The following is a 14,283-nucleotide window of genomic DNA, read 5'->3' as shown; positions in this document are numbered from 1 at the left end:
GCGTCCCCCTACTTCGTTAAGAAAAAGTTAAATAGTTTCGTATACTCTTCAAGTAATACATCCGTCATATTTTTAAACACATAACCGAGCATCGGTACACTCATCGCAATAAACAAAATACCGCACGTAATTTTAATTACGTATGCATTCATAAAAACGTTTAATTGCGGAGCGTTTTTTGCAATTAAAATAAGAACAAAGTTAATGATGAATAAACTTCCCATGAGCGGAAGAGCAATTTCAACCGCTGATGTGATCGCAAATAATAGCGTTGCGAGTAGACTATCTAAGAAACTAGTCGTCAGCAATTTTGAAATCGCCTCTGTATATTGAAACGACTTTAAAATCGTGGCAACGAAATAATTAATGCCGCCAAGTGAAATAAAAATAATGAGAAAAAATATATCAAAAATGGTTGATAGTAAAGTAGACTGTGAGCCCGCATTTACATCAAACAAACTTGCTTGTGATAAACCGATATCAAAGTCTAAAATATGCCCGGCCATTTTAGGAATGTTCCACAGCATTTCTACAATTTTTGAAAGTGATAATCCAATTACAATTTGCGTTCCTGCATAAGCTGCAACGTCCCAAACTGTCTTGATGTGAGAGACATCCACTTGATCAGCCACTGTAATTGAAAGAGCAAGTCCAACTGTAACCTTCGCCATTGCTGGAATGGATCGTCCTGAGAAAAACGGTAAAAAATATAAAAATGAAGTAATGCGGCAAAACGCAAAAAACGTTGCCGCCCATAATTCCATATTCATTTCAGTTCACCTATCTTAGTACGAACGCAATAGCGATGGGATTTTATCAAATAAATCTAAAATAAGTGTCGTTAACTCTTGGAACATCCACGGACCTAAAATGATAATAACGAGGACAATACTCGCCATTTTCGGTAAAAACGTCAGCGTTTGCTCTTGAATTTGCATCATCGCCATAATGACAGCGATGATAATAACGACAATCATACTTACGCCGGCAACCGGCATTAAAATCATAACCCCTTTATAAAAAAAGGTTTGAAAAATATCTATAATTGGTGACGTATTCATTTATATGACTCCTATCACATAGCATCAAACGCTTCAGGCGACCGTTTTAAACATAATGTCGACGATTTTTGTATATCCACCTAAATATACGAAAACGAGTATTTTAAACGGTAAACTTAAAATCATCGGCGGTACCATCATCATCCCGAGGTACATTAAAAGTGTACTAATAATCAAATCTATAAATACAAACGCTAAATAAATGAACATCCCTGTTAGTAAACCTTTTTGAATTTGCGTTAACGTAAAGGATGGTACGAGCGTAAATAGTGAAAGATCTTTCAAATCTTTCGGCAACTCTTCTCCGCGTACTTTCAGCATCATTTTTAAATCATGCTTATACGTATGCTTTGACATATATTCTTTCATAATAGGAGCTGTCGTTTCCGCAGCTTGACTTACTGTTATTTTCTCTTTCGTCATCGGATCCCACACATCACTCTTCAGTTGCCCAAGTACAGGCTGCATCGTAAAGAGTGATAAAAATAATGCAAGTCCAACAAGCACTTGGTTTGGTGGTAAATTCATTACCCCAAGTCCTTGACGTGTAATCCCTAGAACGATCATAAAATAAGTAAAATGTGTAAATAATAGAACGATAGAAGAAGATAATGATAAAAGGGTAACGAGCGCAAATAGTTGTACACTTGAATTACTCGTAAACTCTTTCCCATTTTCGAAATTAATAAAACCGTTCGGGGCTGCATACGCTGGATTTACAAAAATAATTGAAAAAACGATAGAAAATACGAAAATAACGGCTAATAATGATAACTGTTTCTTTATTCTCATGATGGATCCTCTACTTTTTTCGTTTCACTCTTCACCGCGTCTTCTAGTGCTTGTTGAAACTGATTTCCTGTTCCGGTTAATTGCACAGACTGCACACCGTTATTACTAATAACAGTGAACACTTGCTTTCCGTCCACTTCAAATAAAAAGGCACTCGTTTGATGATTTAAATAAACGCCGTCTTTTACTTGTATATGGCCATTTTCACCCTGCTTAAAAAACTGCTGTTTGCGCGTCTTTTTCGTCATATAATATGCACCGTAGCCGAGCGCACCAAACAGTAAAACGACTTGAAATAAGGTCGTCATATACGACATATGACTCCTCCTCTACTCTTTATCTTGCATTTGACTTTGCGCTTTCATAAGCGCCGCTTGTTTCTTATCAGCTTCAATTTCAGAAATGATAATACCGAATTTCTCGTCCATTACGATTGCTTCACCGATGCCGACTTTCATATTACTTAAATACACATCTACTTTATGTCCTAAGTTTTTCTCTACTTCAAGAACATCGCCAACTTTTAACTGCTTTACATCACCAAGTGTAATAGATGACTTTCCAAGCTTTACACCAAGTTCAATCGAAATATCTGAAACAGTATCAATATGTGCTTTACCTGCTTCATTTCGCTTTCCTGCAAAATCTTCTAATCCCATTAATGACACGGGAGATACTTCATGCTTCATATGGATCCTCCTACTCTACAAAACTTTTAAATAGGAGCGCCTTACGCGTTCCATCTTTTCCAATAAAACAATTAAATTTATGCTTTCCATCTACATAACCAAGTAATTCATCCGAAACTTTCGTATGAAGCGGAATAATATCGCCTTCTTCAATTTGTTCAATCTCACTCATTGTCATTTTCTGCTGACCAATTGCAACGTGAACAGGTTTGTACACTTGATTTACTTTTATTTCCACTTCAGACGTATACTTTTTACGCTTGTCTGAAGAATGTTCGACAATATTTTCAGACGTTAACTTATCCATAATTTCTTCAACAGATAAGAATGGAATTCCGATACGCACCGTCGTATTCCAAAACTCTGTTTTCATATTTACGTTAAGTAATGAAATGATATCACTCGCTGTCGTAATCTTTAATGCATTCGGATCTGTTTCTGTCGTTACAAATTTCGGTTCAATCGCAACAACACTTTCAAATGATTGCTCTAAATTTTTACAAAGAAGCAAGAATATATTATCAAGCGTTAAAAACTCAAATGCTGTTAACGGTCTGCGCATCGTAAAGTTACGCTTACTATCTCCGCCAAGCCAACATTCATGAATATAAATAACGAATGCTAAATCAATCTCAATAACAATTTCTCCAAGCTCTGGTAAACCGAGATCAATTACGCAATATAAATAATAATCTTTCGGCATTTTCTCCACATACTCACTCGTAAATGGAACTTGCTCAACTGTTGAAGGCTCTAGTTCAATTGGAATACGCATACGCGCTGATAACGTCTGTGACGTCTGTTTTCCAAACGTAGAAGCAATCGCTTGCAAACTACGTAAATGCTCAACACCGAACTTCTCTGGTCTATTAAAATCATACTCTTGAAATTTCTCTTGCTTTCCTGCTTCTTGTGCGAAAGCTGGCATTTCCTCGCCTTCATTTACCGCCTTCAGCAGGGCATCAATTTGCTCTTGGCTTAATTTTTCGCCACTCATGACAATCCCCTTCCCTACCTTTTCAATTCAACGATTTCAACGTACATCTTCCCATTCTTCGTCAAAATCTTTCCGGTTCCAATCTCTTCATTCTCAAGCATAAGACGCACCGTATTTTTCGTTGAATTTTCAAGACGATACAATGTACCTTTCGTAATATGAAGCAGATCTTCAATTTTCTTTTTCGTATTTCCGATTTCAAAATAAATTGTTAACGGAATATCATCTTGTAATTTCAAATCTAGCCAACTCCCATATCATGTTCACGAAAATTTCATGTTCTCTCTATATATGAAACTTCTTATTTTGAAACGTCGATATTTAATATTTTTTTAATATATCCTTGCGTTTCTTTAAATGGCGGTACGCCTCCGTACTTTCTCACATTCCCAGGACCAGCATTATAAGAAGCAAGTGCCAATACTAAGTCGCCGTTATTTTTCTTTAAATAACCGCTTAACTCTTTCACGCCACCTTCAATACTTTCAGCTGGTGAAAAGGGATTCTTCACACCCATCTCCTTCACATTCGCTGGCATAAGCTGCATAAGTCCCATCGCACCGGCATGTGACACCGTTTTCGGATTGAAATTAGACTCTACTTCAATCATTTTTTGAATTAACGTTTTCGGAATTCCATATGTACGACTTACACGATCAATAATATCCTCATACTTCCCTTCATTGGAAGAACGTATTTTTTGAATATTATACTTCTTCGTTAATTCCCACGTATCAGCAGCCTCATTTTTCGTTTCTGGGAAACGTCGTTCAAACTCTTTTTGCGCAACTTGCACTTCATCTGCTTTCTTCGTTTCAGCCTTTTCTTCAGACTTACTCGCTTCCTCTACTTTATTAATAGTTTCTACGGGTTTATTAACAACCGCTTCTATTTTCGTAGATTGTACCGGCTGACTCATATCTTCTACTTTTGCCGGCTGCGTAGTAGCCTTCGTCTCCTTCGCAGGTTCACTCTGCAACTTCTCTTGAAAACGACTACTAACGAATGCTTGTGGACTACTTAGCTTTTGCTGAATTTGTCCTTTCTTATATGCAAGCACTTCTTTTACTATATTTCCAACTATCATAATATCACCTTTTCGGTAAACAAAGATAATCTAATATTAGAGTTTTTTTTTAAAGTTTGCAATAATCCTTTTAATAATTATGTAATAAAAAAATGAATATATTGTTAAACTGTTATTTTTTTATATTTATTAATTCGAATTTTTAGTTGACACCCGCTATGACAGGGATTACAATAAATCTCGAAATTGATTTTTTCGCATATTACCGTTTTTCAATTTGCAGAAAAGTCAATATAAAAAAATGGGGGTTCTTAATTATGAGAATTAATACAAACATTAACAGTTTACGTACGCAAGAATACATGCGTCAAAACCAATCAAAAATGAGCAATTCTATGGATCGTTTATCAAGTGGTAAACGTATCAACAACGCTTCTGACGATGCTGCTGGTCTTGCAATCGCAACTCGTATGCGTGCACGTGAAAGCGGTCTAAATGTAGCAGCTAACAACACACAAGACGGTATGTCATTAATCCGTACAGCTGATTCAGCAATGAACTCAGTATCTAACATCTTACTTCGTATGCGTGACATCGCTAACCAATCAGCTAACGGTACGAATACTGATTCAAACAAATCTGCACTACAAAAAGAATTTGATGAATTACAAAAACAAATCACTTACATTGCAGACAACACTCAATTTAATGATAAGAACTTATTAAAAGAAGATAGCGAAGTTAAGATTCAAACACTTGATTCAAGTAGTTCTGAACAACAAATTGGTATTAATTTAAAAGCAGTTACTCTTGAAAAATTAGGAATTGATAAAATTTCTATTGGTGCTGTTGCTGGTGCTGGTGCTGGTGCTGGTACTAAAATTGAACAAAAAGACATTGACGCAGTTACTAAAGGAATTGCTGACTTAACAAAAGATTCTAAGGATGCTGATGTTACAGCTATTAAAGATGCTCTTAATAACATCAAAGGGAGTATGGACGCTACACAAGTTAAAGGTATTGAAGATGCTCTTAAAGGATTTAAAACAGGTGCAGCAGATGATACTGCAGCTGGCGTAGATGATATTAAAGATGCTTTAAAAGCAGCTGTACTTCCTAAAGCAACAGATGCAGCTGAAAAAGATAATGCTTTAGAAGCTGTTAAAGCAATTGATAAAGCTCTAACAACAGTTGCCGACAACCGTGCAACTCTAGGTGCTACATTAAACCGTCTTGACTTTAACGTAAACAACCTTAAGAGCCAATCTGCTAGCATGGCTTCAGCTGCTTCTCAAATCGAAGACGCTGACATGGCGAAAGAAATGTCTGAAATGACTAAGTTCAAAATCTTGAACGAAGCTGGTATCAGCATGCTTTCTCAAGCAAACCAAACTCCACAAATGGTTTCTAAATTATTACAATAAGCCATTTGAGTTAGTTTCCTGAATAAACCTCTCTGCTTGCAGAGAGGTTTATTTTTTCTATATAGATAGATTGAAAGATTTTTTTTAGCTTAAAGAGAAGCTCTAGCCATATTTAGTAGCGGTCAGGGCCTATTTTATTCTCGTTCCGTGTATGAAAACAAAAAGATAAAGTGAGCATAAGTCTCTTTTTCTCTTCATAACCGTTTATTAGCTTTAGAACACTGACTATATCAATCTATAAGGAGTGTCTATTATGCGTATTGGTACGAATGTTTTAAGTAGGAATGCTAGGCAGTCGTTGTATGAGAATGAAAAGCGTATGAATGTTGTAATGGAGCATTTGGCGACTGGTAAGAAGTTAAACCATGCTTCTGATAATCCCGCTAATGTTGCAATTGTGACTCGTATGCATGCGAGAGCAAGTGGTATGCGCGTGGCGATTCGTAATAATGAGGATGCAATATCGATGCTTCGCACGGCCGAAGCTGCCCTTCAAACTGTGACGAATATTTTACAGCGTATGCGTGATTTGGCCGTTCAATCCTCAAACGGTACAAATTCAAATAAAAACTGTCATTCGCTGAATAAAGAGTTTCAGTCTTTAACAGAACAAATTGGCTATATTGGCGAGACGACTGAGTTTAATGATTTATCTGTATTTGACGGTCAAAACCGCCCTATTACATTAGACGATATCGATCATACGATAAATATGACGAAACATATTCCCCCTTCCCCTACACAACACGACATCAAGATTTCAACAGAACAAGAAGCCAGAGCGGCGCTCCTTAAAATTGAAGAGGCTTTGCAAAGTGTGTCACTTCATCGTGCCGACCTTGGTGCAATGATAAATCGTTTACAGTTTAATATTGAAAATTTAAATAGCCAAAGTATGGCGTTAACAGATGCTGCATCTCGAATTGAAGATGCAGAAATGGCGCAGGAGATGAGTGATTTTTTAAAGTTCAAATTATTGACTGAAGTTGCAATTAGTATGGTTTCACAAGCGAACCAAATTCCGAAAATGGTCTCTAAACTACTACAATCTTAAAAATGAATCTTCCATCTTTGGAACGATTCCATACAAAACAAAAGGGAAATACATATAAACTATGTATCTCCCTTTTATTTTGTACCCAAATTTTATTACTGTGTTACCGTCATAACTTGTCCGCTACGGTCAACCATTATTTTCATTTTTCCGTCTTGTGCATTATATAGCCCTAGTTTATGTAATTCCATTTTACAATCTTGTACGAAAGTTGGTAATTTACGAATTTGATCAATATCAGAACTTGTAATGAAATGAATTAAAAGCTGCGTCATGCCTTTAATATCTTGTACAAGCTCTTCTTTCTCTCGTTTTAGCCTTTCATTTTCTAGTTGTAACGACTGCAATTCGCCTTCTAGACTACGTGTATTCTTTGCTTCTCTAGAACGCCCTGCTGCCATGCTAGAAAGCTTATAAATACCTTCCATAAACTGATGTAGTTCGTCTTCTTTCCTTTCACTACATTGATTAATTGTTTCAAAGTTATCAACGATACCAGATATAACTGTTACAAGATTTTTTTCATCCTCTTTATGCTGGATTTCTTCTTTTAATTCGTACTCGTTTTCTTGTTTTCTTGCAACGATTGTCTCTTTTACTGGTATATATTTTCGCTTTCGTCCCGGTTTTTGTTTTTCAATATTTTCAAATGGTATTTCACGTTTTTTCAATTTATAATACGTATTTTGCAATTGACTTTCTGTTTTTGGAAAAAGATTTAGTTCATTTTTACTTACGTATTTTGAAATATTTAAAATGTTTAAACCGTGACGTTGACAAAATTGATACACTTCATACAGTAGCTCTAGTTCAGACTTCAGCCATGTAATTGCTGATTTTTCATATGCTCGCATCCCGCCATTTTTTTCTATATCTATTTGAAATAATACCATTCTATTATGTAAATCAACTAACTCTTCATACTTTATTTGGAATTCTTTTTCTATTTTTTTTAATTCCGCTTCTAGTTGCATATCGTTCATTTTATTATTTGACATGTTTTGTAAAAGACCTAATACATTAATTGCTGTGTGGTGATACATAATCTGTGCCACTCCCCCTCATCCTTTCACAATTCTCATCTGACTCCCATGTCTTTTAAGAAAATAGCAATTTTTACATATCCATATTATAACAGTTCGAAATTATCTGTCAAATAATAAACATACAAAAATGTATAGAAAGTATAAAAATTTGGAAAATGTTTTTTAATAATATGTAAAATTGCATATTAATTACATTTAATTATATTATATGGTATTTCGGATGTTTTTTCACCGAAAAAATTTGCGTTACCACGAAATGTTACTAAAGTAATCCAAAAAAATACGTTCACTCATATTTTTAAATTAAAAATCTCTAAATGAAGATTATTCACACATACAGCGACAAACACCCAAGAAACCTTTCATTTTTCTACCAGTTTAGAGTATAGAATACTAAAAAGGAATTAGCCATATGTAGCATTGGCTAATTCCTTCTCCTCTCTAACAAAATAGAGTTATAAACCCAGTCTTCAAATCCTCAATCGAAGTCTCGCTTCTTCTAAAGCTATCTCGGCGGCTATCTCGTCCCATTTACCTAAAAAACACTCCATATCTCTGGTCTTACATCGCATGGGTCTCTATTAGGCACTGACCGCTGCCACACATAGCTAGTTCCTCTATTCCAGCTAAAAAAGTGCTTTTCTTACAACACTAACTTATCAACTAAACCAATTAGCTCTTGAATATCTGGCTTACTTACTTGAGCATTTGCTCCTACAGCTTCACCTTTATGGAATAATTCATTTGTAATTAATGAAGAGAAAATAATGACTGGTAAACGATTCATTACTTCACTATCCTTAACCACTTTCGTTAAATGATGTCCATCCATTTTTGGCATTTCAATATCCGTAATTAGCAAGTGAATATGCTCAAACATTTTTTCGCCTTGCTCTTTCGCTAATTTTTCAATTTGCGCTAACGCTTCTGCACCATTGCTGAAGAAGTTCATTTTTGTATATCCAGCTGATGATAATGTTTCTTCTAATATTTGGCGAAGCATCGCTGAATCTTCTGCAATGTAAATTACTTTTTCAGCTCGATCTGTTTTTTGTTCTAATCCTGCAATTGATTTATTGTCATAACCAGTGCCGCTAATTTCACATACAATTTTTTCATAATCTAATAGTAAGATGATTTTTCCATCTAGTTTTACAATACCAGATGTCGTTTCTTCTAGTCCCATAGATAATGAAGCTGGTTCATCAATTTGTTCCCACGAAATACGTTGAATACGATGCACTTCATCAACGCGGAAAATAACTTTCATTTGGTTTAATTCTGAGATGATAAATTTCGTTTGATCAAGTGGCTTTGTTGACTTTAAATTAAGAGCCATTGCCAAGTTAATAACAGGTAAAATTTCACCACGTACTTGAACAACACCTTCAACTGCATGATGAGATTCTGGCACAGTTGTAACAGGGAATGGATTAATGATTTCACGTACTTTCATTACATTAATACTAAATAGGTTTTCACCAACAGTGTACGTAACAATCTCTAATTCATTTGTTCCGCTTTCTAATAAAATACTTTGTGCTTGTGACATAAAGGTGTCGCTCCCCTTCCATTAATTCCGTATATCTAATTATTAAGCTTTATAAAAGAGAAAAAGTCAACTACCTATATAAAAAATATAGATAGTCGAACGATTCATTTTATAAAAAAACAATTAATCTTGTATAAACGAAGCAAGTGCCTCTAATAAAACTTCTTGTGCACCTACAATTTCCGTCGGCATTGCTTCCCATTTTTTCGAAAGCTCTGTCTCTACTCTTATTCTCAGTTCAGAATTCATTTCTGCTAGCACATATTCTTTCGTTGCTATATCAACATCAAGTAGCGCGAGTGCATATAATTCCGGGTCATTTATTTTTTCGAATAATCGCTTTAATACTACCGGTGCTATATGTTTTAATTTTTCAATATGAATTTCCTTATCCGAAAATAGTAACTCATATTGAATAAACGTAACATTTTCTTTAATCACTTTAAAATAACAATTATTTTTTTTATCATTCACAAAATAACCGTTTGGATCTGCGATAATACTTTCTACTTTACGAATTAAATCTGGCAAACTATTCGCCGCCATTACAGTCCGCTGCTCAACCTCACTCGGCGAAATGAATGTAACGCGATACTTATTTTGCGCCATCCTCCTCACCTCTCCTTTTATAGAAATTCAGTCTAATTGTATATACAACTACCTTAAATTAACTTAAAACTATTTTATATTACCACTTCTTACACTACCACACTACTCTAGTAACGCTACATATCTCTGGTCTTACACATCGGTCGGGACTCTATTAGGCACTAACCGCTCCAAAACATCGCCAGGTCCTCTCTCAAAACCTAAAAAGTGCTTTTAAGAACCTTTCAATAACTCTATGTTATTAAACCAAAACGCTATCTGCTGATCCGTAATATTTGGCAACATAACAAAAAACTCACGACACTTCATCTCATCCTTAAACAGTTGATACTTCCAAACACTATCGCTACCAACACTTATGAAATAAAACTCATGGATACGGCCAATGATCGCTTGTTTTTCGCCAAATGAATACGGAGGCACTTGCTTAATTTCAAATTGATCTGGTAAATATACATGCTCTTCTCGTTCTATTTTTAATACTTGCTCGGCAAGTTCACGTTTATTTTCGAAAAAAGGCAATTGTAAAATTCGCTCTTGTCTTGTCATACGAATAAAAAACCCTTTCTACTCCATTACATTTTTTCCATGCGATATATTATCGAATTAAGTTTACAACTTCATTTAATACTTCATCTGAAACTTTAATTACTTTCGCATTTCCTTGGAATCCGCGTTGGTATAACATTAAGTCAACAAATTCTACAGATAAATCTACGTTTGCACCTTCTTGTGCACTACCACGTACTTTTCCTGCTCCATTTTGTCCAGATGCACCAAGAGCTAAAATACCCGTCGTATTCGTCGCTGTATAGTTACCATTACCAGTTTTCATTAGTCCGCCTTCGTTCGGGAACATCGCAACAGCTAATTGGCCAGCAGCTTTCATGCTTCCATCAGAATATTTTACCATCACATATCCACCATCAGCAATGAAGCAATCTTTAACAGTCGCCGCCGCTCTACCATCTACGCCTGTTACTGATAATGTTTTATCTGTTGGATGATTCGTTAAATTACTTAAGTCTAGTTTTATATTGCCGCCATTAAATGGAATATTAGCTGCTTGCTCTTTCGGACTTGGATTTCCAACAGCATCAAATGCCATATTACCGCCTGCACCTTCAACATCCTTAAACCCTTCTTTTTTCGAATCATTGCGCATCTGTACTTTATATGAATAATTATGTTCGCTCGTTTGTGTAAACTCCACACGCATCGTCCAAGTGTTACCAGCATTATCATATATAGGTATCTCTTGTGAGATTGCTTTTGCATCAGCTGGAATATTCCCTCCAACTACACCTTTTGATGTTCGAATACCACCAATTGCCGTTCCCATTGGAATTTGCAACGGTCCTGGAATTCCAGATAAATCAACTTCACCAGTTGCCTCATTTGCAGGGTATGCAAATACGTATTGACCTTCAGTATTCGTAATATAGTAATCTGAAGATATCCCAAACGTACCTTTACGAGTAAATTCCATATTTCCGCCTTTTGAATCACCTACAACGAAGAAACCATTACCTTCCATTGCTGCTTGTGTTTTACCACCTGTTAACGTAATTGTACCATCACTATAATCGGTAACCGTTCCGCTCAATTTTACACCGTTACCGATACTTTTTGGGTTTGTTCCAGCATATTTATCATCGGCTTTTGCACCAATCGAATTGTTATATAGTAAATCATCAAACATTGCTTTTTGTTTTTTATAACCTACTGTTTGTGCATTGGCAATATTATTTGAAGTTACACTTAATGCATTTTGTGTTGCATTCATCCCTGTAATACTTGTATATAACGCTTTAATCATAACGTATGGACACTCCTTATGAATTTGTATTTTTTACTTCTTCAGTTACTTTTTGATCGTCTTTCTTTGCGTCTTCTGGGTTCGTTTCCCCAATCGGTTTATCAGACACTCTCTCAACGAAACGAAGAGAGACAACTTTATTATTAATAACGAGCTGTACATCGTTATTTTCCGCAAGACGAACTGTTTCTACTTGACCGGTTACTTTGTTTCCGTCACCGTCAACACCTCTTACGTATTTCCCTAAAAACTTCATTCCACCATCAAGTGCTGTTGAATACATCGTTGATTGCAGCTTATCTACTGCTTTCGTCATATTCTGTACTTGTTCCATAAGAGATAACTGCGCTGTCTGATTCATCATTTGATTCATATCCATCGCATTAAATGGATCTTGATGTTGGAAACTTGATAAAAACAATTTTAAGAAATCATCTTTCCCCATTACCCCAGGAGTCTTTTGCGCTCCTGCTGAAACTCCATTACTTTGTTGCACTGGCGATTGTACACCATTAACAGGTACATTACTTTTTTGCGCTCCTGCTTGTAACGGAATATGATTTGTACTCGTTGTATTTAATCCAACTGTTGGCACGCTTTATTCCTCCAATAATCCCGCAAATTCTGTTGATTGTTGTTTTTCATGATTTGTATTTGCTAATTTCTGTTTTTGCCTTTGCTCTTGTTCTCGCTGTTCTTTACGATTTTCATCTTTATCTGAATAGCTAATTTGAATATTGATTTCTTTTTCTTTTAACTTTAATCTCAATTCATCAAAAATGATTTCAACACGTTTTTTCGCATCGTGTTTTTCCATTTCTACGTGAACGTCAATTTGATCTCCGTGTTTTTTCATAAACACTGTTAATGTACCAAGTTTTTCTGGATTTAACTGAAATAAAACACGTTCTTGTTTCACTACAAATTTTTGCAGCGATTCTACTTGCGCTTCCATTTTCTTTCCTAAGTCAGGTAATGAAACTTTCTCAGCACCACTATTTGATTTCCCTATTTGTTCGGTACTCGTTGTTTTATTTAATAATTCTGCACCTGCAGAGCTCGAATCGTTTAATGCATCAACTTCTGGCAACTCTATCTTTGCATCATCGCTCTCAGCTTTCGGAAGATCTACGTCTTTAAACTCTTCTTGTTTCTTTGCAATATTACAAGTTTCTGTTTCTACAGCCTTCAATGCTTGCATCGCTTGCTCTGGCATCTTCATTTTGTCTAATACCATTTGCATTGTATCTTCTAAACATATAGCATTTTTGATATTCATATTTGAAAGAAGTTCTTGTAATTGTTGTAATTCAGCTACAGGTAATTCATTAAGTTTAATATTGCCATATTCTTTATATAGCTCTTGTATTTTTTGTATGTATTGATATAACAATTCCGGCTGCACATGTAATTGCTCAATTGCAACCATTTGCTCAGATACAGCTAATAACAACTGTTCTGTCTCTTTTTTTTCTTCTTTCTTTACAATTGGTTCTTCTTTCGTTACCGATGGTTTAGAAAGGTTATATTCTTTTTTCTCTTCTTTTGGTGCTTCTTCTCGGTTCGTTTTCTCCGTTTGCGGCTGTTTTTTATTTTCGATTCTCATCGTACGATCGAATGAAGAATCTTCATTTTTTGATTGTACTTCTAGCCCTTTTTCTTTTTGCGGAGGTAAACTTTGTTGCACCGGTAATACAGACTGTATCACTACATTCACCTCATCCATTCATACACATTTTCAAATCCAGAAGCATTTTTTCTTCCAGCTTTTCTTGTGCTTTCACAAGCTTTTTGCAATCTTCTTGATACATCTCATCAATGACACGTTCTTTTTCTTTTACTTGCTCTAAAAGGCTTTCATTTTTTTGAATAAAACCTTCCGTTTTTTTAATTTTTCGATTCCATTCTTCTATTCTTTCAGGTGAAAACGTATGTGAAGAAAGCATGCCAGCCATAATACGTTGCCCAGTTTGTACGACTTTACTACGCGATTTCACAACATATAAATCATATTCTTTTTTTTGTTCTATTTTTCTTTTTTCAGCTGTTAATTCATACACTTCTTTTAAAATATGTTCTTTTTCTTGGTTTATTTGCAATTTTATTGTGTCGTACTGCTGTTTATCCACCTGTTTTCATAGCCCCTTTCTATTATAACGTTCTCTTTTTCTATTATATAGTTTTTTTCCAAAAAAATCTGTGAAATATTAAAA

The 14,283-nt window shown here is 35.3% G+C and carries 18 protein-coding genes; 2 read left to right on the top strand and 16 right to left on the bottom strand.

Annotated elements, in window-relative coordinates:
• Positions 1 to 8: 8 nt before the first annotated feature.
• From AC22L0_RS04790 to AC22L0_RS04755, 8 genes are all read right to left on the bottom strand, one after another.
• The gene (locus AC22L0_RS04790) at positions 9 to 770 is read right to left on the bottom strand and encodes a flagellar biosynthetic protein FliR (RefSeq protein ID WP_001055718.1); all 762 of its coding nucleotides are present in this window, start codon (positions 768 to 770) and stop codon (positions 9 to 11) included.
• A 15-nt stretch (positions 771 to 785) separates the two neighbouring features.
• The gene (locus AC22L0_RS04785) at positions 786 to 1,061 is read right to left on the bottom strand and encodes a flagellar biosynthetic protein FliQ (protein WP_001098085.1); all 276 of its coding nucleotides are present in this window, start codon (positions 1,059 to 1,061) and stop codon (positions 786 to 788) included.
• A gap of 33 nt (positions 1,062 to 1,094) precedes the next feature.
• On the bottom strand, positions 1,095 to 1,853 hold the full coding sequence (locus tag AC22L0_RS04780) for a flagellar type III secretion system pore protein FliP (RefSeq protein WP_001220582.1): 759 nt from the start codon (positions 1,851 to 1,853) through the stop codon (positions 1,095 to 1,097).
• Positions 1,850 to 2,170 carry a hypothetical protein gene (locus AC22L0_RS04775; protein ID WP_000121176.1) on the bottom strand — a complete coding sequence of 107 codons (321 nt, stop codon included), beginning with the start codon at positions 2,168 to 2,170 and terminating at the stop codon, positions 1,850 to 1,852. Before AC22L0_RS04775 ends, AC22L0_RS04780 begins: the two co-directional genes overlap by 4 nt.
• A gap of 12 nt (positions 2,171 to 2,182) precedes the next feature.
• Entirely contained in the window at positions 2,183 to 2,542 is a 360-nt protein-coding gene (fliN, locus tag AC22L0_RS04770; RefSeq protein ID WP_000680010.1) for a flagellar motor switch protein FliN, read from the bottom strand.
• A gap of 10 nt (positions 2,543 to 2,552) precedes the next feature.
• On the bottom strand, positions 2,553 to 3,539 hold the full coding sequence (fliM, locus tag AC22L0_RS04765) for a flagellar motor switch protein FliM (RefSeq protein ID WP_087966004.1): 987 nt from the start codon (positions 3,537 to 3,539) through the stop codon (positions 2,553 to 2,555).
• 14 nt (positions 3,540 to 3,553) lie between these two features.
• On the bottom strand, positions 3,554 to 3,778 hold the full coding sequence (locus AC22L0_RS04760; RefSeq protein ID WP_000775712.1) for a flagellar motor switch protein FliN: 225 nt from the start codon (positions 3,776 to 3,778) through the stop codon (positions 3,554 to 3,556).
• A 62-nt stretch (positions 3,779 to 3,840) separates the two neighbouring features.
• Positions 3,841 to 4,626 (bottom strand): lytic transglycosylase domain-containing protein, encoded by a 786-nt coding sequence (locus AC22L0_RS04755; protein ID WP_087966006.1) that lies wholly within the window; start codon positions 4,624 to 4,626, stop codon positions 3,841 to 3,843.
• Between the two features lie 257 nt (positions 4,627 to 4,883).
• Between AC22L0_RS04755 and AC22L0_RS04750 the strand changes: the two genes are divergently transcribed.
• Together AC22L0_RS04750 and AC22L0_RS04745 are read left to right on the top strand one after the other, a co-directional pair.
• Positions 4,884 to 5,990: a flagellin N-terminal helical domain-containing protein gene (locus AC22L0_RS04750; RefSeq protein WP_087966008.1), complete on the top strand. Its 1,107-nt coding sequence runs from the start codon at positions 4,884 to 4,886 to the stop codon at positions 5,988 to 5,990.
• Between the two features lie 253 nt (positions 5,991 to 6,243).
• Positions 6,244 to 7,044, top strand: a complete 801-nt coding sequence (locus AC22L0_RS04745; protein WP_087966010.1) for a flagellin N-terminal helical domain-containing protein — start codon at positions 6,244 to 6,246, stop codon at positions 7,042 to 7,044.
• Between the two features lie 95 nt (positions 7,045 to 7,139).
• Here the strand turns inward: AC22L0_RS04745 and AC22L0_RS04740 are convergent, their stop codons facing one another.
• The 8 genes from AC22L0_RS04740 to AC22L0_RS04705 form a co-directional block, all read right to left on the bottom strand.
• Positions 7,140 to 8,087: a DNA-binding domain-containing protein gene (locus AC22L0_RS04740; protein ID WP_140160728.1), complete on the bottom strand. Its 948-nt coding sequence runs from the start codon at positions 8,085 to 8,087 to the stop codon at positions 7,140 to 7,142.
• 646 nt (positions 8,088 to 8,733) lie between these two features.
• Positions 8,734 to 9,642, bottom strand: a complete 909-nt coding sequence (locus AC22L0_RS04735) for a chemotaxis protein (RefSeq protein WP_000075943.1) — start codon at positions 9,640 to 9,642, stop codon at positions 8,734 to 8,736.
• Positions 9,643 to 9,765: 123 nt separating this feature from the next.
• Positions 9,766 to 10,251 (bottom strand): hypothetical protein, encoded by a 486-nt coding sequence (locus tag AC22L0_RS04730; RefSeq protein WP_000068301.1) that lies wholly within the window; start codon positions 10,249 to 10,251, stop codon positions 9,766 to 9,768.
• A 213-nt stretch (positions 10,252 to 10,464) separates the two neighbouring features.
• Positions 10,465 to 10,800 carry a DUF3964 family protein gene (locus AC22L0_RS04725; protein WP_000198166.1) on the bottom strand — a complete coding sequence of 112 codons (336 nt, stop codon included), beginning with the start codon at positions 10,798 to 10,800 and terminating at the stop codon, positions 10,465 to 10,467.
• Positions 10,801 to 10,849: 49 nt separating this feature from the next.
• Positions 10,850 to 12,070 (bottom strand): flagellar hook protein FlgE, encoded by a 1,221-nt coding sequence (locus tag AC22L0_RS04720; protein WP_058839178.1) that lies wholly within the window; start codon positions 12,068 to 12,070, stop codon positions 10,850 to 10,852.
• Between the two features lie 16 nt (positions 12,071 to 12,086).
• Positions 12,087 to 12,665, bottom strand: a complete 579-nt coding sequence (locus AC22L0_RS04715) for a flagellar hook assembly protein FlgD (RefSeq protein ID WP_001143460.1) — start codon at positions 12,663 to 12,665, stop codon at positions 12,087 to 12,089.
• A gap of 3 nt (positions 12,666 to 12,668) precedes the next feature.
• Positions 12,669 to 13,778, bottom strand: a complete 1,110-nt coding sequence (locus tag AC22L0_RS04710; protein WP_140160729.1) for a flagellar hook-length control protein FliK — start codon at positions 13,776 to 13,778, stop codon at positions 12,669 to 12,671.
• A gap of 10 nt (positions 13,779 to 13,788) precedes the next feature.
• Positions 13,789 to 14,199, bottom strand: coding sequence for a cytoplasmic protein (locus AC22L0_RS04705; protein WP_087966015.1), 411 nt, complete (start codon positions 14,197 to 14,199; stop codon positions 13,789 to 13,791).
• Positions 14,200 to 14,283: the final 84 nt, after the last annotated feature.

This window comes from Bacillus sp. LQ01 (genome assembly GCF_057624735.1).
Note: the sequence above shows the minus strand (reverse complement) of the source record. Positions and strands in the feature narration are given on the sequence as shown.

Coding starts and splice junctions, on each gene's coding strand:
- AC22L0_RS04730 (WP_000068301.1), bottom strand. CDS start 10,251: ATGGCGCAAAATAAGTATCGCGTTACATTCATTTCGCCGAGTGAGGTT.
- AC22L0_RS04735 (WP_000075943.1), bottom strand. CDS start 9,642: ATGTCACAAGCACAAAGTATTTTATTAGAAAGCGGAACAAATGAATTA.
- AC22L0_RS04725 (WP_000198166.1), bottom strand. CDS start 10,800: ATGACAAGACAAGAGCGAATTTTACAATTGCCTTTTTTCGAAAATAAA.
- AC22L0_RS04785 (WP_001098085.1), bottom strand. CDS start 1,061: ATGAATACGTCACCAATTATAGATATTTTTCAAACCTTTTTTTATAAA.
- AC22L0_RS04755 (WP_087966006.1), bottom strand. CDS start 4,626: ATGATAGTTGGAAATATAGTAAAAGAAGTGCTTGCATATAAGAAAGGA.
- AC22L0_RS04740 (WP_140160728.1), bottom strand. CDS start 8,087: ATGTATCACCACACAGCAATTAATGTATTAGGTCTTTTACAAAACATG.
- AC22L0_RS04775 (WP_000121176.1), bottom strand. CDS start 2,170: ATGTCGTATATGACGACCTTATTTCAAGTCGTTTTACTGTTTGGTGCG.
- fliN (WP_000680010.1), bottom strand. CDS start 2,542: ATGAAGCATGAAGTATCTCCCGTGTCATTAATGGGATTAGAAGATTTT.
- AC22L0_RS04780 (WP_001220582.1), bottom strand. CDS start 1,853: ATGAGAATAAAGAAACAGTTATCATTATTAGCCGTTATTTTCGTATTT.
- AC22L0_RS04750 (WP_087966008.1), top strand. CDS start 4,884: ATGAGAATTAATACAAACATTAACAGTTTACGTACGCAAGAATACATG.
- fliM (WP_087966004.1), bottom strand. CDS start 3,539: ATGAGTGGCGAAAAATTAAGCCAAGAGCAAATTGATGCCCTGCTGAAG.
- AC22L0_RS04745 (WP_087966010.1), top strand. CDS start 6,244: ATGCGTATTGGTACGAATGTTTTAAGTAGGAATGCTAGGCAGTCGTTG.
- AC22L0_RS04790 (WP_001055718.1), bottom strand. CDS start 770: ATGAATATGGAATTATGGGCGGCAACGTTTTTTGCGTTTTGCCGCATT.
- AC22L0_RS04720 (WP_058839178.1), bottom strand. CDS start 12,070: ATGATTAAAGCGTTATATACAAGTATTACAGGGATGAATGCAACACAA.